At 42.6% G+C, this 17,952-nt stretch carries 21 protein-coding genes; 16 read left to right on the forward strand and 5 right to left on the reverse strand.

Translation table 11 applies throughout. The annotated features are described in order from the left end of the window. The first annotated feature begins 4 nt into the window (after positions 1-4). The 16 genes from BLR37_RS16425 (at position 5) to BLR37_RS16500 (ending at position 13,937) form a co-directional block, all read left to right on the forward strand. Entirely contained in the window at positions 5-670 is a 666-nt protein-coding gene (locus BLR37_RS16425; protein WP_090770409.1) for a hypothetical protein, read from the forward strand. Then, the gene (locus tag BLR37_RS16430) at positions 667-1,317 is read left to right on the forward strand and encodes a hypothetical protein (RefSeq protein WP_090770411.1); all 651 of its coding nucleotides are present in this window, start codon (positions 667-669) and stop codon (positions 1,315-1,317) included. The genes BLR37_RS16425 and BLR37_RS16430 overlap by 4 nt, the downstream gene beginning before the upstream one ends. Before the next feature lie 5 nt (positions 1,318-1,322). Then, positions 1,323-1,988 carry a hypothetical protein gene (locus tag BLR37_RS16435; protein ID WP_090770413.1) on the forward strand — a complete coding sequence of 222 codons (666 nt, stop codon included), beginning with the start codon at positions 1,323-1,325 and terminating at the stop codon, positions 1,986-1,988. Further along, complete coding sequence (locus BLR37_RS16440) at positions 1,985-2,776, forward strand: hypothetical protein (protein WP_090770415.1); 792 nt, start codon at positions 1,985-1,987, stop codon at positions 2,774-2,776. Before BLR37_RS16435 ends, BLR37_RS16440 begins: the two co-directional genes overlap by 4 nt. Further along, a complete protein-coding gene (locus BLR37_RS16445; protein ID WP_090770417.1) occupies positions 2,769-3,908 on the forward strand; it encodes a TraJ family protein in 1,140 nt (379 codons plus the stop codon). Before BLR37_RS16440 ends, BLR37_RS16445 begins: the two co-directional genes overlap by 8 nt. Positions 3,909-3,910: 2 nt before the next feature. Next, positions 3,911-4,531 (forward strand): conjugative transposon protein TraK, encoded by a 621-nt coding sequence (gene traK, locus BLR37_RS16450; RefSeq protein ID WP_090770419.1) that lies wholly within the window; start codon positions 3,911-3,913, stop codon positions 4,529-4,531. Positions 4,532-4,543: 12 nt separating this feature from the next. After that, a complete protein-coding gene (locus tag BLR37_RS16455; protein WP_143009597.1) occupies positions 4,544-4,960 on the forward strand; it encodes a hypothetical protein in 417 nt (138 codons plus the stop codon). Beyond that, the gene (gene traM / locus BLR37_RS16460; RefSeq protein WP_090770424.1) at positions 4,941-6,176 is read left to right on the forward strand and encodes a conjugative transposon protein TraM; all 1,236 of its coding nucleotides are present in this window, start codon (positions 4,941-4,943) and stop codon (positions 6,174-6,176) included. The genes BLR37_RS16455 and traM overlap by 20 nt, the downstream gene beginning before the upstream one ends. Continuing rightward, positions 6,173-7,012, forward strand: a complete 840-nt coding sequence (locus BLR37_RS16465; protein ID WP_090770426.1) for a DUF4138 domain-containing protein — start codon at positions 6,173-6,175, stop codon at positions 7,010-7,012. Before traM ends, BLR37_RS16465 begins: the two co-directional genes overlap by 4 nt. 9 nt (positions 7,013-7,021) lie before the next feature. Then, positions 7,022-9,004: a type IV secretion system DNA-binding domain-containing protein gene (locus BLR37_RS16470; RefSeq protein ID WP_090770428.1), complete on the forward strand. Its 1,983-nt coding sequence runs from the start codon at positions 7,022-7,024 to the stop codon at positions 9,002-9,004. Between the two features lie 50 nt (positions 9,005-9,054). Next, positions 9,055-9,474 carry a hypothetical protein gene (locus BLR37_RS16475; protein WP_143009598.1) on the forward strand — a complete coding sequence of 140 codons (420 nt, stop codon included), beginning with the start codon at positions 9,055-9,057 and terminating at the stop codon, positions 9,472-9,474. After that, positions 9,471-9,944, forward strand: coding sequence for a M23 family metallopeptidase (locus tag BLR37_RS16480; protein ID WP_090770432.1), 474 nt, complete (start codon positions 9,471-9,473; stop codon positions 9,942-9,944). The genes BLR37_RS16475 and BLR37_RS16480 overlap by 4 nt, the downstream gene beginning before the upstream one ends. Positions 9,945-10,052: 108 nt before the next feature. Then, positions 10,053-11,255 (forward strand): ArdC family protein, encoded by a 1,203-nt coding sequence (locus tag BLR37_RS16485; protein ID WP_090770434.1) that lies wholly within the window; start codon positions 10,053-10,055, stop codon positions 11,253-11,255. 3 nt (positions 11,256-11,258) lie between these two features. Continuing rightward, positions 11,259-12,044: a DUF4099 domain-containing protein gene (locus BLR37_RS16490; protein WP_090770436.1), complete on the forward strand. Its 786-nt coding sequence runs from the start codon at positions 11,259-11,261 to the stop codon at positions 12,042-12,044. Between the two features lie 42 nt (positions 12,045-12,086). After that, positions 12,087-12,917: a hypothetical protein gene (locus BLR37_RS16495; protein WP_090770438.1), complete on the forward strand. Its 831-nt coding sequence runs from the start codon at positions 12,087-12,089 to the stop codon at positions 12,915-12,917. Between the two features lie 384 nt (positions 12,918-13,301). Then, positions 13,302-13,937: a class I SAM-dependent methyltransferase gene (locus BLR37_RS16500; protein ID WP_090770440.1), complete on the forward strand. Its 636-nt coding sequence runs from the start codon at positions 13,302-13,304 to the stop codon at positions 13,935-13,937. On the opposite strand, the gene BLR37_RS16505 is transcribed toward BLR37_RS16500, so the two are convergent. The 5 genes from BLR37_RS16505 to BLR37_RS16525 are packed head-to-tail and all read right to left on the reverse strand — an operon-like array spanning position 13,927 to position 17,952. Then, complete coding sequence (locus tag BLR37_RS16505; RefSeq protein WP_090770442.1) at positions 13,927-14,670, reverse strand: polysaccharide deacetylase family protein; 744 nt, start codon at positions 14,668-14,670, stop codon at positions 13,927-13,929. The two genes, BLR37_RS16500 and BLR37_RS16505, sit on opposite strands and share 11 nt — an antisense overlap. Positions 14,671-14,672: 2 nt before the next feature. Continuing rightward, on the reverse strand, positions 14,673-15,230 hold the full coding sequence (locus BLR37_RS16510; protein ID WP_090770444.1) for a WcaF family extracellular polysaccharide biosynthesis acetyltransferase: 558 nt from the start codon (positions 15,228-15,230) through the stop codon (positions 14,673-14,675). Continuing rightward, positions 15,230-15,856 carry an exosortase Y gene (xrtY, locus tag BLR37_RS16515; protein WP_090770446.1) on the reverse strand — a complete coding sequence of 209 codons (627 nt, stop codon included), beginning with the start codon at positions 15,854-15,856 and terminating at the stop codon, positions 15,230-15,232. Before xrtY ends, BLR37_RS16510 begins: the two co-directional genes overlap by 1 nt. A gap of 57 nt (positions 15,857-15,913) precedes the next feature. Next, positions 15,914-16,774: a glycosyltransferase family 2 protein gene (locus tag BLR37_RS16520; protein WP_090770449.1), complete on the reverse strand. Its 861-nt coding sequence runs from the start codon at positions 16,772-16,774 to the stop codon at positions 15,914-15,916. Beyond that, positions 16,774-17,952 (reverse strand): XrtY-associated glycosyltransferase XYAG1, encoded by a 1,179-nt coding sequence (locus BLR37_RS16525; protein ID WP_090770451.1) that lies wholly within the window; start codon positions 17,950-17,952, stop codon positions 16,774-16,776. The genes BLR37_RS16520 and BLR37_RS16525 overlap by 1 nt, the downstream gene beginning before the upstream one ends.

The raw sequence follows: 17,952 nt of genomic DNA on the forward strand, positions 1-17,952 counted from the left end.
GCTTATGAAAACAATCATTTTTTTGCTGCTTTTAATGCAATTGGCAGCATTTTCTTTGCGCGCGCAAATTTATGTTGACCCTGTAACCTCGGGCGCAGTCGCAGCGGGATCTTCGATGATGGATTCCCAGCTAAAAAAGAGCAGCAGTGAGCTTACCTTAATCCAAAAAGCCCAGCTTTCCCTCACCGGCCAGTTAGCTATAGCCAATGATTTGCAGCGGAATATCTACAGGGGATTAAGCGAAGTATCCGCTGTAATGGGATCGCTACTCTCAGTAAAAGATATCTCTGATATTTCCCAGGATATTATCCAGGATGCGAATAAAGCGATTTTGATTGCTAAAAGCAATCCTCAGCTATTGCTGTTCGCCCAAAGTGGCGCCCAGGAATTTAAAACCCGCGCCGCTCGTCTGGCAACCGAGGTAAGCGCCTTTGTGCTGCACGGAGGGAGGGAGTCGCTAATGGATTCTGGCCAGAGAGCAAAGCTGCTGTCTAGAATTGTGCTTGAACTAAGCATCATCCGGGGAGTATCCTACGGGATTTACCGCTCGATGTATTGGGCGAAGCAGCGCGGATTCTTTGCCTCAATTAATCCCTACGCCGGGTTTATCAATATCGATAAGCGCATTGCAGAGGAGGTGCTATCTAAAGCTAAAATCCTAAAGCGATGAAAAAGGTATTACTTTTCTTCGCGCTACTAGGCTTTAGCATTAGCCTTCAGGCCCAAATTAACATTGCCCTTTTGCATCAGTTGGTTGCTGAGAGTAAATCAGAGCATAGGCGCCAGAGTGAGCTAAGGGATAAGCACGGGGTAACCCTTGCTAATGAATCCCTCAATAAAGCTGAAATGGGGAACTTGAAAGAAACTTACCGGCAGATTTCTTCGCGGTTTTCGCTTGCGGGTCCGCTGATCAGTACGCTTCAAATCAGTCTTGAAGCATCTCCATTAATTTCGGAGATTTATGCTCATGAATCTGAGCTGATTGTGCTTTGCGGACAGGACCCCATGCAGATCCCTTTGGCATTAGCTGCGCAAAGAGACCTTGCTGAGCGTTCAGGGCAACTTTTAAAATTTTTATATGGCCTTGCTTTAAGTTATACTGAGCTATCCCAGATGAGCGCTGCAAACCGCAAGCTACTTTTTAGCGGCGTGATCAGTCAGCTGCGATCAATATCCGGCACCTTAAAAGGGCTTTGCCTGGTTATGAGGGCATCAGCTATGGCAAAAAAGAATAAAAGCAACCTTTTTTCAAATTTCACCGCCCGCGACCGCGCCCTGGTAGAGCGAATCATTAACCTAGCGAGACTAAAACCTTAAAAAAAATGAAACTCATTCTTTTGTTACTTGTCTTAAGCTTTAACATCCAGGCGATAGCCCAGCGCATCGTTTTCGACCGCCAGCATTTTGCCATTGTGAGCGAAAATAATGCAGTGCGGCTTTCAGCAGAACTTGCTCATCAGTCTGACCTGAGAGCAATTACCTCCCAGTTTAAACAGATTCAGCTCAATTTAGCTGGCGTTATACTCACCGAACAGCTCATTTATGCCTCGTTAACCCAGGTTGAAAACGGCTTGAAAAGTGCGCAAGCGCTGCGCCAGATTGGGCAGCTAAGCGCCGAAATTATCACTGAAAGCAATGCGGTGCTAGATGCTGCGCGCTCTTCACCCGCGCTTTTGCTTTTTGCTCAAGGGAGCTGCGAGCAGCTGCGAAACAGGGGGCTTAGGCTAGTTGAACAGGTATCAGCTGTTGTGATTAAGGAAGGGGAAAACCTGCTCATGGATTATGCCAGCCGCGATCAGCTTTTAAAAAAGATCTCCCTGGAACTTAAAACCATCCGGGCATTGCTGTATAGTATCAAAAAGTGCATGTACTGGGTTAAGGTGAATGGGATGCTTAAGACGATAAATCCCTATAAAGGCTTTATTAACACCGATAAGCGGATGGTAGAAAATCTGCTATTTAACTTAAAAACACTAAAAAGAAAATGACTAGACTATTCTTATTTCTCCTGCTATGTGCAGGAAGTCTTTTAGCCCGGGCCCAGCGCCTGATTCATGATGAACACATTGAGCACCAGCAGGAGCGTATGGTATTTAAATCCTGGGACAGGGGTAAGTTTACACCAAGACCAGGATTTTTAGGACTCAATCCACTCTATTGGGCCACCTGGGCACTGCATCCAAATTACCCCAAAACGGATCTGCGTCCATTAGGCCCTTTCGGTCCGCAGACCCAGCGGTTAATGCTCACAGCTGCCACTTCAAGCGCCGATGAAGCATACAGGCTGCATAGCGATACCCTCAGGAATTCTGCTTTATCGAAGTCCTCAGTTTATACTGGCCTGCTTTCTGATTTAGATCCTTTATGGCTACTGTATTACCAAAAGCAATTCTCCCCGCTGATTTATCCTGAAAGGAACCCTTTGGACGGGGCAGGGGAAAAGGAGCAAAAATACCTGGTCTCCAGCGGAATCTATCAGTGGTATTTAGCTGAAAAGGACGAGATTGCAGAGCGGCTGGAGCTCACGCGCAGCACAACCCTTGAGCGCGGCGAACGGCTGCTATCTTATCAGCGGTTACTTGGTGAATATCAAAAGCTCCAGGCTACCTGGCTTGAAAAAAAGCGGCTGGCAGGAAAATACATTTCAATTTCAGAGGTGAAAAAAACTGCTTCCGGGGCTCGCAAAACCCTTTCTAAATGGGGTAAAATTGATATCGCAATTGCAGATAGAATACTTAAAGAAGCAGAATTAAGAGTAGGGGGAGGCAATGAATAGCTTGTTAATATCAACCGGCACTGCCGGTTTTTTTGTGCAGTCAACTCCGCCATCAGTTAATGATTCTTTCAAGGAAACTTTTAATTTTTTGCAGGGAAATGGGGTGTACGATGAAGGGACGATGCATTTTTTAAAACAGATGAAATCTGCCATCTGGACGAATTACGATGCTTTTATTGCCGATGCGCAGGTGCTGTGCGCCATTTTCATGCTCATTTTTTTTGCCATTAAAGCCTATGAGATGATCTCAGGGGATAAAAGACTGGAAATTATGCCGCTGCTCAGGCCGTTTGGCCTTTCGATGGTCATTCTCTGGTGGCCAGTATTTACCAAAGTGGTCGCCTTTCCCACCGAAATCATCGAAAATAATTCTTCGGCACTTTTTGACACAAGCCAAGGGGAAATCAATGCACTACGCATGCAGCGTGCCAAGCTGATGGTAGATGTGGCTGACGAGCTCTTTAAAATCCAGGCCGAGACAGAGGTTGCCAAGCAGGAAGCCGACAGCTGGTATGAGCATGCATGGGAATCGGTGCAAAGTTCAGTAAAAGAAGGTTTTTCGAAGCTCTGGAATCCGGTGGTGGAAATGCGCAACCGCTTGCAGATCGGGCTTCAGTTGTTGGCAAGTTCGCTACTTGAAACCCTTGCTATCTGGATTTTGCGCATCAGTGTATATGTAATATTTATTGTGCAAATCATTTTCTCTACCATCCTGATTATCCTGGGGCCTTTTTCGGTAGCGATGAGTATTTTGCCAGCCTTCCGAGATTCGTTTTCCACCTGGATTGCCAGGTTTATCTCGGTAAACCTGTATTCTGGCATTGGGTATTTAGTGATGTATGTGGCCTCACTCTTTCAGCATTTTGCCTTGGAGGCGGAAATTAGCCGCTACCAGGAACTGCTGGAAGGATCTGGTGAGAGCATGGAAAAACTGACCTGGTTTGCATCAAACGGTGTGCTGTCTTTTGGTATAGTCATTATCACTTTTATTATCGGGGCGCTCACCATGTTTACCGTTCCCAGTATCTCCACCTGGATTGTATCCACTTCGGGGGTAAACTCAGCGACCAGCGCGATGAGCTCAGGGGCTTCCAAGATGCAAAGCGTGGCTACTAGCGTGGTGGGAGGATAGTTATGCTGATTAAAAACATTGAATCCAAAATCCGCTTGGCCAGCTTTTTATGTCTAACGAGCTTTTTGCTTTGTCTTGTGGTGAGTGTAGTGGTTTGCTTTTTTGCCTACAGGCAGGTGAGTGATGCCAGAAAAAGCATTTATTTGCTGGACGCAGGGAATATTCCCATAGTAGCAAAAAGGACGGATTTACAGGCTAACCGGGCAGCAGAGTACCGGGCAGATATTGCGCGGTTCCATAGCCTTTTCTTTTCGCTAAGCCCGGATGAAAAATATATCGAAAGCCAGATGCGCCAGGCGATGTACCTGATTGATGAAAGCGGGGTCCAGCAGTACAATAACTTAAAAGAACGCAACTTTTTCTCTTCAGTGCTTTCTTCCTCAGCTGTGCTGACTATTCAGGCTGACTCGATTTTTCTCGATGAGAAAAACAAGTATTTCCGCTACTATGGTACCCAGAGAATCGACCGGAGAAGTTCGGTAATCACCCGCTCGCTGGTAACCGAAGGATATTTAAGCGATCTGGCAGCCAGGTCAGAAAATAACCCGCATGCGGTGCTGATTACCCGCTGGAAGACCCTTGAAAATAAAGATTTGTCCAGCGTTCAAAAAAATCCATTATAAATGAAAAACAAGATGAAAAATACATTCAATCTTAGCCGGCTGCATGGCCCGATTTCCAGTCAACTCGGCGCAATAGCATACAGATTTAGGCAGCTGTTAACCCAGCACCCTAAAGGAAGTCTAGCACTGATGTCAACGGTCTTAATTATTTCGCTTATCCTTTGTTTTACTGTGCTTAGGCATCCTGAAGTTCCCCATTTATCTGCCAGCGTTTCCTTTAAGCATAAGCCGCCGGGAGTTTCCCAAATGGGTGGCGCATTAACGGCAGCATCAGCTCTGTCTCAGGTACTGTTGCTGCAAAGTGAGCTGAATGGTAAATTATCTGCCAAGCATATCAGCTCTAAAGACAGTGCTAGAATAGGGGAAATTACCCGTCAAATCAAAATACTTCAATCCAAAATCCTCTCTGATGAAAAAGATAAACCTTAAAAGCCCCAGGTATATTCTGCCACTGATCTGCCTGCCTTTTATTTTGATTTTATTCAGCGTTTTTAGCCGGAGTTCTTCTCTTGCCAAAAGTCAGCGTGATTCCGCACAAATGAACTTGAAGAGTGAAATTGCGGAAGTTTCTTCCCAGGTTCAAAGCCAAAAGCTGCAGGATAAGCTCCAGGCCTTTCAGGATAAATTCACTAAAGGAGATGGTTATAGCGCGGTAGAGAATTTAGCTGATGAAGATCCGCTAAAAGCTGAAGGAAGCTCTGTTTATTCAGAAAAAGAAAAACGTATGCTGGATTCTATTGAGCTTTCGATCCGATCGCGGTACGCCGGAATGCAAAAAAGCACTGCAGGGAAACAAGCAATACCGCTGAATAATTTCAGTAGCGCAAAAGAATTCAGCAGGTCTCAGTTAGCGCAGGAGCGTGCACTTAGCGCAGCGCTAAGTGCGATGCAGCCTGGGGATAAGCCCTTAGAGCTCCAGCAGCCCCGGGCTAAAGATCCAATGGAACTCTTCAGGGCGCAGATGGCTATTATCGATAGTATGGGCAAAGCCAATGATCCCGGGCGCAAATCCGCTGAAGCAAAGCAAAAAACGCTTGAAGAATTCTCTGGTGGCGTTAAACAGAGCGCTTTAAAAGTGAGTATGGTCAGCCCCGCGAAGGCCCGAAATTTTAACACCATTACCACGCTAGAAAAGCAAGGGGTGAATATTCCGGCTGTAATCGATGAACAGGTTACCGGATTTTCTGGTTCCAGAATTCGCATGCGTCTGCTTTGCGATATATGGGCTGGAAAATTCCTGATTAAAAAAGGCAGTTACCTGTATGGGGTGATTTCCTCTTTTTCTGCCCAGCGCGTTCAGGTGAGCGTCAGCTCTGCGCTCATTGACGGAGAAATCTTGCCCGTAAACTTAAGCGTTTACGACCGCGATGGTCAGCGCGGCATTTATGTGCCTTCTTCTGTATTCAGGGAGTTTTCTAAAGAGCTCGCCGGCTCCTCGATTGGGAACCTAGAGCTCAATGAATCCGGTGAAGAGCATAAACAGCTCATGAGCCTGCTTGGCAGGGTGTTCCAGTCTTCCAGTGGTGCGGCCAGCCGCCTGATCCGGCAAAATAAAGCCCGGATCAATTACGCCTCGATAATTTACCTGGTTGATCCAGGCGAGCTTAAGTCCAGACAAAACAATTTTAAAGAAAAAGAAAAATGAAAAAAATATTGTGTCTAATCTCCCTGTTATTCGCCGTGGTCAGCCTGTTTGGGCAAGAGTCCGGCTATAGGCCGCTTTCGGCTATTGCTACAATTGAAATCAGCACGAATAGCAGCCTGCATTTCCGCTCGCCGGAGCCAATTCGCTATGTGGATTTACCCCTTAAATTCATTACCGGTGAGCTGCCCCTAAAGAATTTGCTTAGCATTAAAATTAATACTGACTCGTTAAAAAAGAATATGTCAAGCGCTGATTTAGGCGTAGTCACCATAGTAGGCGAGACTTTTATGGCCCAGTATCACCTGCTGCTCTCGCCACCGGGCTTAGCAAATCAATCAGCGGTTGATATCGAAATTCTTCCCAGCATGATGGTTCCCTTAGACCCAGCGCCGGGTGAAATTTCTACCCTAAAGATAAAATCCCATGCAATGGATATGCTCCTCAAAAGAGTCAAGCATCCGCTAACTAGGATGAGCATGCGGGGCATTTCAGCAGAATTAAGTCAGGTTTACTCGATTGGAGAGCTGATTTTTTTAGATATCAGTTTTAAAAATGAGACTTTAATGCAGTATGATATCGATCAGGTGCGCTTCAGCATCGAAGATAAAAAAATCCACAGGGCCACAAACCAACAGTCCATCGAAATTCAGCCAGTGTTTTCCCTTTATGCTCCATGCAGCTTTAAAAAGAATTTTCGCAACATTTATGTCATTAAAAAAGTGAGTTTTTCCAGCGAAAAACTGCTCAAAGTGTCTTTGAGTGAAAAACAGCCTTCCAGCCGGACCTTAAGCTTAAACATTGCATATGCTGATTTGATCCATGCTGACAGTTTTTAAACGGCTATTATGGAAGAAAGCAAAGAGCAGCAAGCACTGCACCGTTTTTTGCAGTTCTGCATTTATTTTTCAATCTGTTTAGATATCCTGATTTTTGTTTACTGTACTAAAACACCCTTGCCGCATTTTCTTTCCAGCTACTGGATGTTGCGGCCTTTATCAGCGCTTTCTAAAATCATAATTTATACTCTTCCGCTATTCTCCAGGTTATTTACTTTGCTGCTGATCGTTTTAGTATCTATTGGGACGCTGGCAAGAAAGCAGAAAGAGTTGGACGCTAAAAGGGCAATTGCCTACCCGTTATCCATTGGGCTTATTTTGTTTTTCTGTGGTCTTTACTTCCAGAACAAAAGGGGAGGAGAGATCGTGCTGCTTTTAGGTTGGGAAGAGCTTAGTTATTGCTTTTGCCTGGTAGCAGGGACGATCCTAATTCATATATCCATGGACAATATCTCTAAGATTATTAGCGCAAAACTGGGAAGAGACCGCTGGAATATCGAAGAGGAATCTTTTATGCAGTCCACTAAAGCAAAGCCTGGACCTTATAGGGTATGTATCCCTATGCTTTTTTATTACCGTAAAAAAGTTCATACTGGTTTTATTAACCTGGAGAATATTTTCCGCGGTACCCTGCTCATAGGAACCCCTGGTTCAGGAAAAAGTTTCAGCATCGTGATGCCTGTTATCCGTCAATTGCTAGAAAAGGACTTTTGTTTGGCCTTATATGATTTTAAGTTTTGTGACCTTGCGCAGATCGCTTATCATCATTTTTTGCTAGCAAAAAAACAGGGGCGAATGCCGCTGCACAACTTTCACGTACTGAATTTAAACCAGCTTGAAAACTCACAGCGGATTAATGTATTAAGACCGGATTATATCCTTACCCTAGCAGACGCTTCAGAGACTGCAGAAGCGCTGGTAGAAGCTTTAAAAAAGGGAGATAAATCTTCAGGGAGTGATCAGTTTTTTACCCAGAGCGCGGTTAATTTTCTCTCAGCCTGCATTTATTTTTTTTCCAGGTATGAAAATGGCCGTTATTCCACATTGCCACATATCCTCAGCTTTTTAAACTGCTCTTATGATCAGATTTTTGCGGCGCTGGTAAGTAATGCGGAACTCAGCTCACTGCTCTCGCCGTTTATGAGCGCTTACCGGGCCAAAGCCTTTGACCAGCTTGAAGGGCAGATTGGAACGCTAAAAATTTTTATCTCCAGGCTGGCCACCAAAGAAACCTTTTGGGTGTTTTCCGGGGATGATTTTTGTTTAAAAATCAGTGATCCTTCCTCACCTTCAACCCTGATTCTGGCCAATGATCCCAATACGCAGAACATTAATTCAGCCTGTTACTCGGTGGTACTGAACCGTCTTATCAGGCTCATTAACTCCAAAGGGAATCTGCCCAGTGCGCTTTTGCTCGATGAGCTGCCCACAATATATGTGCATAGGATTGAAAACCTGATTGCTACAGCTAGGAGCAATAAAGTCGCAGTATTAATGGGCCTCCAAGAGCTTCCCCAGTTCCAACAGCAATATGGCAAGGAAGTAGCATCGACAATTTGCGCTGTTGTGGGAAACGTGCTTTCCGGTTCGGTGCGCAATAAAGAAACCCTTGACTGGTTAGAAAAACTCTTTGGTAAGGTCAAACAGACCAGCGAAAGCCTTTCCATTGATCGCAATAAAACTTCCATTTCTTTAAGCGAAAAATTAGAACACCTGATTCCTTCAGGTAAAATTGCTTCACTGAAGGCAGGAGAACTCGTCGGTATGCTTGCTGGTGATACAGACGAAAGCTACAACGGGAGCTTCTCGCCCTCAGTGATTAATTGTAAGGTAAATCTGGATCTGGAAAAAATTGCAAAAGAAGAATCCCAGTATCCTGAGATGCCAGTCTATTATGACTTTAAGGGTAAAAAGGAACAAATCCTTTCTGAGAACTTCCAACGTATTAATGCTGAGGTAGCGCGGCTCATATCCCGCTTTCCAGCTAGCTAATTACTTCTCCGGGCTAATACTGGCCCAAATAAATCTTAATGCTAAATTTTATGGAAAAATATTCAGGTATGCTGGCACTGGTTTCAGACTCAGCCCAGCATGGAAAAATGAAATTAGGGGTTATATCTGGTCTTAACCCTGCAGGTACTTTGGTAAGCGTGAGTTTCGGGGATCTATCACTTTCCAGCTTTCCTAGTGACCAGGTTTTAATAATGAAGGATAAAAACGCGCTCTATGGACAGCTTTTATCTTCTTCAAAGGAGCTGGAAATGCAGGATTTTAAGTTACTGCTCAGCGTCAATATGCTACAAGAAAAAACAGGCTTAAGCGCTCAGCTGCAGGCGATGGAACTTCTAAAATCCAGTCCCAGTGCAGCTCAGTTCGCAACCGTTAGCTTGTCCGTCCAGCTTGGTCTCAGCTCGCAAATCACTAGTTCAGGAGGCTTATCTGCAGAAAGGGGCGGGAGATGAAACTTTTGTGTCCAGCCATAGGGATTTGCTTAAGCTTATTTTTTGCTCAAGCTGGATTTGCTCAGGTTTATCTTCCCATTTCCGCTCTACACGTCACCAGTCCTTACGGCTTGAGAGTTCATCCGATAACCGGCCTGCAAGATTTTCACAGCGGGGTTGATTTGGCTGCAAACCATTCGGTTATCTATGCAGTGTTAGCGGGAAGAGTGATAAGCTGCGCAAGCAATCCGTTTCTTGGAAATTTTATTCGGATCGCTCATGGAGAAATTCAAAGCATCTATGGACATCTCTCCGCAGTTCTTATTAGACAAGGAACATGCGTAAAAGCAGGTGAGGTGATCGGGATTTCAGGAAGCACCGGCCGCAGTACCGCAGAGCACCTTCACTTCAGCGTGCGCTATCAAAATCAACCCATTCATCCACTAAAATTTCTGCTTCAGCTTCAAAGTAGCTGGGCAGTGGCTCCATGATTATGAAAGATAATATTTTATTTCCCTGCCACGGGCAGGCGAGGGGTTTAGCTAAAGCTGGATACAGTGCAGTAAACTGCCGCGAAAAAAGCAAGAAAGGGCAAAGCGATGGATAAGACCCCTCTGTATCTTCAGGTAGCCCGCAGGCTCATCGAAGAATTAAAAAAAGGAACTGCTCCCTGGCAAAAGCCTTGGAATTCTAAAGGTATCCCAGGCTTTTCAATGCCTTACAACCAACAGACCAGGCAGCGTTACAAAGGCATAAACGCTATAAATTTATTGTTGAGCGGATTTGAGGATCCCAGATGGCTCACCTTCAAGCAGGCAGAAGCAGCTGGATTTAAGGTTAAGCACAAGGAGCACGGCACCTTGATCCAGTTCATTAAAACCCATCAGAATAAAACCCTGCTTGATGAGAAGGGAAACCGGATTTATGATGAGTTAGGTAATGCGATTTCGGAACAAATCCAGCTCAAATCTCCCATCATCAGTAATGCCTGGGTTTTTAATGCTCAGCAGATGAGCGGACTTCCACTGCTAGCACCAGCTAACAGCACGGAGGTAAAATGGGATCCACTGGAAAGGGCTGAATCGCTGATAGCTGCCAGCGGAGCTAAAATAGAACACCAGTTTATAGACCGGGCTTATTATCATCCGCTATATGATGTGATCACTATGCCTGACCGGTCTCAATTTGAGCTTTCTTCAGGATATTATGCTACGCTGCTCCATGAGCTTGCCCACTGGACCGGGCATCCCGGTAGATTAAACAGAGCGGAACTCATGAGTAACGGGATGGAAGCATATGCTAAAGAGGAACTCCGGGCAGAGATCGCATCGATGCTAATAGGAGATGAGTTTCGGATCGGACATGCCCCCTCGCAGCATACCGCCTACATCGAGAGCTGGGTATCGATACTGGAAGATACTCCATTTGAAATCTTCAGTGCCGCTGCAGATGCGGAAAAGATATTTTCATTCCTAAGCGCTTTTGAGCAGAAGAAAGAAATCTTCCTGGAGAAGGATACAAGCACGGAAACGCTGTTAAATGGTAATCCGCAAAGAACTGTAAAATACTTATCCACCGGGGATGAGCTCAGTTATAACGGACAGATCTATAAGATTCAAGGCCATTTAAAACAAGGGCGGCTCAAAGTCGAGCAGCAGCCTTCGGGAATTGTTTTCACCCTTTCAAAACACGACCAGCTTTATCACTCGCTTAGCGGAATTAAAAGTTCACAGCTCGGATCTACTATAGAGCAGAATCCTACTGAGCAGAAACCCACTGAAAACCACAACTTAAAAAGATAACCTATGAAAACATTATTTCAATCTAGCGATCTGCCTTTAGCGCAATTAGAAAAACTCGGCATTTATCACCAAGGCCAGCTCTTGCTTAATCCAGAAGAAATCAGTGCGCTATTATCCGGAAGACGCACTGAGCTAATCAGTCTTTTTGAGCTAAAGGGGGAAAAATTTGATATCGAAAGACTGGATGCGCGGCTTTCCCTTCGCCGCAATGCAAATAATGAAGTGGAAGTTTTGATCAATCCCATCTACCATTCCCCAAGGCAACATTCGCTGTTGACTGATCATGAAATGCATCAGCTTATTGAAGGCAAGAAGGATTTTATTGCTAAGAGCATCCAGATTGAGGAAGGCATCTCTGAGATGTACAACATCGAATATGACCGGGTTACCAATGATTTCGTTGGATACAGTGTTCCACAAGTCCAAGCGCCAGACCTGGTAAATGGGATGATACTTGATCAGGAGCAAAAGGAATCTTTTCAAAAAGGAGAACTGATTGAACTAGGGGACGGAACGCGATTTCAGCACCGGGTCACCCAAGCGAGCGGCCTACTTGCAGATCGCCGGGAACTAATCCTTTCAGTGCTGGTGGATGGAGGCATTTCCTATCTATTAATTAAAGATATTCAGCCGCTAAGTAATATTAGCACGCAACTTGATCACCATACTCCCTCTTTTAATAAAGCGCTCGCTGATATGCAAGGTGTAGCAGAGCCTACTATGCAAGAACACAAAGCCCTGCAAATTGCTTTCACTACTCAAGAGAATTCTAAAAGCCGCGTTAGATAAACCAGCAATAATCAATTTCATCAACCTTTAAACTTTACCATTATGAATCAGAATAACTTAGAATACCTACAAAAAATGCTTGACCACCTTGGCTTTGGAACGCGGCTTAATGCAGTCTTGGAAAGTGCTATTTACAAAAAGCCAGAATCATTTAACATTGGCCTAAATCAAAAATATATTCCTGCTGAATTCCGCTCCGACCCTGGAAAAGGAGTAGATATGATGCATTTTGATCTTCAGTTTAATAAATCCAGAGAAACCGATGCCTACTTTTTAAATGGATTTGAAGCAACACTTAAGCGTTACAACACTGATCAGCCGGTTTCAAAAATCTTTGACATTGAAAAGCATCACCGGATGACAGCGCTGCAGTCATACAAACTTTTATGTGGCCTTTCTCTGCAAAAGGATATTTTTTTGCGTGACCTAACCCATGGTGGCGCAGATACCTTAGAGCGTATTCCTGTTTGGTTTTCACTGGATTTGCAGGTAACTAACGAGCGCGGCAACCATCCTTTGAACCGGTTCTATCCGGGATACGGCTTTGATCTTGAAGCAACAGTGGACCGCTATAACTTTAAAGGCTTGGAAGATATGCAGAAGCGTGATGCAGTAATCAGGGCTTTGAAGTATGGGAACTTAATTGAGCTGCCCTTAGAACTCGATGGAAAAGTTCAGCCCGTGTATCTTTCGGCAAATCCTGAGATGAAAACCCTAAATGTTTATTCTAAAGAAATGCAGCCTATAAAAACAGAACGCATCTTTCCGCCCTCTACTGCCATTAGTGACCAGATAAGTGAGTCAAATATAAATGAGGTGAGTCAAAATAAAGAACCAAATAGTGAGCAAACTAAATCAAGAATTGGCCGCTAATCAAATACTTTGTATCGAATATTTAGATAGATGGGTTTATTCATTAAAACTTATAGTGATTCGCTATTGAATTGTGACTTTGTTTTAAGGTAGAATTTAAGATGTCGGCTTTAGGATTTCGAAATAACTTCTTTTAGCAGATAAGTAGTGAGAGCAAAGGATCAAATTATAGTATGAAGAAGATGCCCTTGTTTTCCCATTTTTCCATCAAAAAAAGGGATTGTCAAATCGATATACCAAATAAAAATCTACACCTTTGCTTTAGCTTCATTAAAGTTAATGGTTCAGGTAAGTTAGCAATAAATAAGTATAAGGTTAATAGGCAGCAATGAGCACTTTGTTGATATAATACGAAAAAAATATGGCGATGTTTTTATCAAGTATATGGCAGTGAGATTTTTACTTGTAGATAGAATTGCCAGTAAAATTGGGAATATACTTTACCAAAAGATATTTTGGCGATTCGCATTTGGAAATAGAGTACCTCGAAGTATTTGGGAGAAACAATTTAGCAACGGTGTTTGGGATTATCTATATAGCGATAATGAAAAGCAACACTATCAAATAATTTCCGGTTATGTGAAACTCTACTGCCGAGCGCCAACGCTGCTTGATGTAGGATGTGGGCAAGGGGTCTTGTACCACTACCTTAGAGAGAATAAGAATTCACTAGAGTATTTTGGAATTGATATCTCAAAACAGGCTATCGAAATTGGGAAAAAAGAGTTTCCTGAAGCGAATTTTTCACAACTGGATTTCGATCGTAAAAAGCTGGATAAAAAATTTGATGTAATCGTTTTCAACGAAACGCTTTATTATTTTGACCGGCCGCTAAAAACGATAGAAAAGGTAATCAGAGATAATTTATATCCAAACGGCTACCTGATTATCTCGATGTGCGATTATATCGGACACGATGTAATTTGGGAAAAATTAACGAAGCACTACAAGCCTTTAAAAATGGATACAGTAGAAAACCAGATCGGACAAAAGTGGAAGATAGCTCTATTTAAACCCTGATGAGATTGTAGAGCTGCAGTAAAGGATCACCAATGAAACGCAACCCCCTGTAAATATGACCAAGTTTAAAGCTCATAGATTGTTTGGTATCGCTTTCATGGATGCCAAATCTTCTTAATGAAAGGTTGGTTTGAAAGGGCGTATAAATACCTGCCGCGAATTGATAACCGGCACTTTTTAATAGGGCAGGATAATGTTTTGGTATTTGCCCGTAGGGATAGGAAAAAGAAGTGATTTGTTTACCCAGTAGCGCTGTTAATATAGCTTTGGATTGATGGGTTTCGTTTTTGGAAGCCTCTTGGTTTGGCTCTGGTCTTTTATGGTTGTCTCCATGGCTGCCAATTTCCATGCCGCTTGCTGAAAGATATTTCAATTGATCGGCAGACATCAACCTAACTGCTTCAAATCCCTGCTCCTCAACATCCCACAAATTTATACCTCCAATCTGCGCCGTTGGAATAAAAAATACGGCCTTCATTCCCCGCCTTAGCAGCTCAGGCACGACGTAATCAAACAATGATGCTGGACAATCATCAAAGGTAATGATGATTTTTTTGTTAAGACTTGCATTCGGATTCATTAGGTTAATGGTTTCGAATGTAGTGGTCTCATAACCACGTTCGGTTATACAATCCAGAAAAATGTTGAATTGATTTATACTTATAGTCCAACCTTTCAAACTGGGGTGAGGGTTATCAGCAATATGATGAAACATGGCAATAGGCAAATTCATTTTTAGCCGGAAATTGTCCTTTCTCTTACCTTTATTGCCGGGTTACCCTGGTAAATACTATATGCTTCAAGATTTTTGGTAGCCACACTGCCCATAGTTAATATGGCATGGCTATGCAAGGTTACCCCTGGACCAACTTTAGCTGAAGCGCCTACCCAGGCACCTTCTTCGAGCGTGATGGGGGCAACAATTAAATCGAAACCAATGCTACTGTAATTATGATTTCCTGTTATAAGTACTGCTCGTTGGGAAATACAGCAATTTGAGGCAATACTAACCGGCGCTAAGTTTTCAATATAACAATCAGCAAGCCAGCTGTAATCTCCAACAATAAGCCTCCAGGGATATTTGATATGAATCCCCGGCTTAACCCTAACCTGTTTTCCAATTTTTGCGCCAAACAACTTTAGTACAAAAACAAGGATTGTACTAAAGGGCATTAGCCTGCTTTTAAAAAAAAATATATCGGTAAAGTACCATAAAAATTGCTTTATGGCTGATGCTCCTGTTTGAAAATCTCCGGTGTCGAAATTTTTATGTAATTGTGTCTTTTTCAACATCAAAATGAATCTGATTCGGATGGAGCGTTTACCGCCGTTTTTATTTTGGCTGCTCCTTTAGTATTTTTTCTTATCCAAAAATAGAGTTGTGTAAAAACACAGATATAAACAATGATATTGAATATTTCGTGGTGGTAGGTGAAATTCTGTCTTTGCGACTGGAAAAAGCCGAGCAACACACCCAAGCCTGCAATTCTGCAAACATTTAAGAGGTAAATGCTAAGCAATCCTATAGCCAGCATTCTGAAAGTAGATTTCCACGGAGCTGGAAAAGCGAGTACAAAAGCAGCTAAAAAACTCATTACGCCAAGGCCCAGACATGAGTAGTTAATACGTAAATATGGGCCTGCAACCACCATTACATCGGTTTCATTGTAAATTGCATAAAAACCAAATGCTTTAATAATCCATACTGCAGGTATAATCAAAATCGTTCTTAAGCCTTGTATATAATTAAAGTGCTGGGAAATGTACGCGTTATAATATTTTGCACCGGGTGTAGTTACACTGTTCATAAACAGGTTGCCCTGACTAAACAATATGTACAATATGAAAAGTGCAATTACAAACTTAATCGCTTTCCTATCGGCTTGTTTTTTGGCTTCTTTATTCGGGATTTCGTTCATGATACCGGGATGTTTCGCAATAAAGGTAAGCTTTTCTTTTTTACTTAATATTAAACTTTAATGCTTCGGGGAACGCTGCTTTAGCGCATTAATTTTTTTATCTACTAACTTTCTGAACCAGAGTCCCTGCAAATAATGAAACTTTCTGGCGGTTTTATTATCAAAAATCCCCAATTTAAAAATCATGCGGTACCCATAGTATAAGTAAGGCCTTAAGCCCAGGGGGAGTTTCCACCAAAGCCGCTTTAACCAGGCTTTCTTTTCATCAGGGTTACCAAAAAGATTTGGCCTAAGGGCCTGCACTCTGATATTCTGCATCCGTTCTATCTCTTCATGAGCAATCAGATCACTATATTTTTCATGTTTTTTAAACCAGAAATCAATATCGTTTTCTTTCAGATTTTCCTCCAGAATATGCCCGTTTTTCCATATGGTGGTTTTACCAGGAACAATAAAACGGTGATCCATATTTTCATTCAGATCAGAATAACCAATTCCCGTTCTGAACATTTTTAAAAGGTAAATAGGGTAGTAGCCTCCGTAACGGATCCAGCTGCCCTGGAAAAAATTCTTGCGGTTAAAGTAAATACCGTTTATGCCTTCAAAATCATGAGCTTTAAAATTTTTGAGTCGATCAAAAAGTTCAGACGTAACAATCTGGTCGGCATCGAGACCAATTGTCCATGGGGTTTTAACTTCAAAATTATTTAATGCAAAATCCCACTGTTTGGGATGATTGATAAAAGGATTGCTTTTTACTTCGGCCCCATAATCTTTGGCAATTTTGAGCGTATTATCGGTGCTGCCACTGTCGAGTATAAAAATTTTGGCATTCAAACCTTTAATTGAATCCAGTAACCTCGACAAATGAATTTCTTCATTAAAAGTTAACACAATAAAGCTAAAATCCGGATTCACTATATTAACTGTTTGTAAAGTTCAAGGTATCGGTTGGCTAAAACGTCATCGTTAAAATCTTTCCTGATAATCTCTGGAGCTGATGCTTTAATCATTTCCCTTTTTTCTTTTTGTGAAAAGGCTATCAGCAAGGTTTCTTTTATAGCATTAACATTTAAAGTGGTAACCCAGCCTAACTTTTGACTGGTTACATAATCTGATAAGCCAACCTGATCGGATATTAAAACCGGTGTACCTACACTTAAGCTTTCGATCACTACATTGGCAAAATTTTCGTTAAAAGAAGTTAGTACTAGTAAATCGTGTTGGGCAATTATCCGGTATTTATCTTTGTTTTCAACCTGTCCAATCCAATTTATATGCCTGCTGATATTGAAATCTGAGGCTTTTATCTTAAGGTAATCTACATATTCTTTCTTGCCTGAGCCGGCAACGGTTAACTGCCAATTGATATTCAACAGTGATAAAGCTTCGAATAGCAGTTCTAATCCTTTCTTTTCTTCGATACGGGAGAGGAAGATCAGGCGGAAAACTGCTGGATCATTATCAAAATTCATGGTTTTTGAACTGGCAGCTGATGCTTGAAAATTAACCAGATTGGGAATTACGGTTATGCTTTTCGGATTAATAATTTTCTGTATATCATCTTTTTCCTGATCGCTGGTGGCATGGATATGGCAGTATTGTAATAATCTTTTTCCGATGAAATAATGCAGTATTCTTTTGGCGAAAGAATTACGGTTATTTTGAGTATAGGCTGTAAGCATACCCCTGGGCGAAAGCACTACAGGTATGTTATACCATTTGACTACCCAGCAGCTTAAAACAGACACCAGGTTCCACCAGCCATGGATATGGACGATATTTTTCTCCTTTACAGCTTGAAGGATGTTTTTGAGCTCCCGCAGTAACTGAGGAGAAAAATGGCTGTGATCTTTGGTTAACCTTTTAAAATAAGTTACAGATACGCCATCTATTAAAACTGGTTTACCTGGGCTAACATTCAGTTCCTGATCCCCGTTTGCGGTGGTGGTTAATACTTGTAAGTCAAAATTACCTTTCTCTTTGCTCTCATCAATAATTTTAGTAGCAGCTTCGCATAACTTGGCCACGCTTTGTATAGGGCCACCATAAATGTAGGCAGGTTTGTAGGATGCGGTAAGGTGAATAATCTTCAA

This window comes from Pedobacter soli (assembly GCF_900101435.1).
GTDB lineage: Bacteria > Bacteroidota > Bacteroidia > Sphingobacteriales > Sphingobacteriaceae > Pedobacter > Pedobacter soli.

Coding starts and splice junctions, on each gene's coding strand:
- BLR37_RS16440 (WP_090770415.1), top strand. CDS start 1,985: ATGACTAGACTATTCTTATTTCTCCTGCTATGTGCAGGAAGTCTTTTA.
- BLR37_RS16510 (WP_090770444.1), bottom strand. CDS start 15,230: ATGTTGAAAAAGACACAATTACATAAAAATTTCGACACCGGAGATTTT.
- xrtY (WP_090770446.1), bottom strand. CDS start 15,856: ATGAACGAAATCCCGAATAAAGAAGCCAAAAAACAAGCCGATAGGAAA.
- BLR37_RS16470 (WP_090770428.1), top strand. CDS start 7,022: ATGGAAGAAAGCAAAGAGCAGCAAGCACTGCACCGTTTTTTGCAGTTC.
- BLR37_RS16425 (WP_090770409.1), top strand. CDS start 5: ATGAAAACAATCATTTTTTTGCTGCTTTTAATGCAATTGGCAGCATTT.
- BLR37_RS16505 (WP_090770442.1), bottom strand. CDS start 14,670: ATGAATTTGCCTATTGCCATGTTTCATCATATTGCTGATAACCCTCAC.
- BLR37_RS16480 (WP_090770432.1), top strand. CDS start 9,471: ATGAAACTTTTGTGTCCAGCCATAGGGATTTGCTTAAGCTTATTTTTT.
- BLR37_RS16435 (WP_090770413.1), top strand. CDS start 1,323: ATGAAACTCATTCTTTTGTTACTTGTCTTAAGCTTTAACATCCAGGCG.
- BLR37_RS16500 (WP_090770440.1), top strand. CDS start 13,302: ATGGCAGTGAGATTTTTACTTGTAGATAGAATTGCCAGTAAAATTGGG.
- BLR37_RS16490 (WP_090770436.1), top strand. CDS start 11,259: ATGAAAACATTATTTCAATCTAGCGATCTGCCTTTAGCGCAATTAGAA.
- traK (WP_090770419.1), top strand. CDS start 3,911: ATGCTGATTAAAAACATTGAATCCAAAATCCGCTTGGCCAGCTTTTTA.
- BLR37_RS16495 (WP_090770438.1), top strand. CDS start 12,087: ATGAATCAGAATAACTTAGAATACCTACAAAAAATGCTTGACCACCTT.
- BLR37_RS16485 (WP_090770434.1), top strand. CDS start 10,053: ATGGATAAGACCCCTCTGTATCTTCAGGTAGCCCGCAGGCTCATCGAA.
- traM (WP_090770424.1), top strand. CDS start 4,941: ATGAAAAAGATAAACCTTAAAAGCCCCAGGTATATTCTGCCACTGATC.
- BLR37_RS16455 (WP_143009597.1), top strand. CDS start 4,544: ATGAAAAATACATTCAATCTTAGCCGGCTGCATGGCCCGATTTCCAGT.
- BLR37_RS16445 (WP_090770417.1), top strand. CDS start 2,769: ATGAATAGCTTGTTAATATCAACCGGCACTGCCGGTTTTTTTGTGCAG.
- BLR37_RS16430 (WP_090770411.1), top strand. CDS start 667: ATGAAAAAGGTATTACTTTTCTTCGCGCTACTAGGCTTTAGCATTAGC.
- BLR37_RS16465 (WP_090770426.1), top strand. CDS start 6,173: ATGAAAAAAATATTGTGTCTAATCTCCCTGTTATTCGCCGTGGTCAGC.
- BLR37_RS16475 (WP_143009598.1), top strand. CDS start 9,055: ATGGAAAAATATTCAGGTATGCTGGCACTGGTTTCAGACTCAGCCCAG.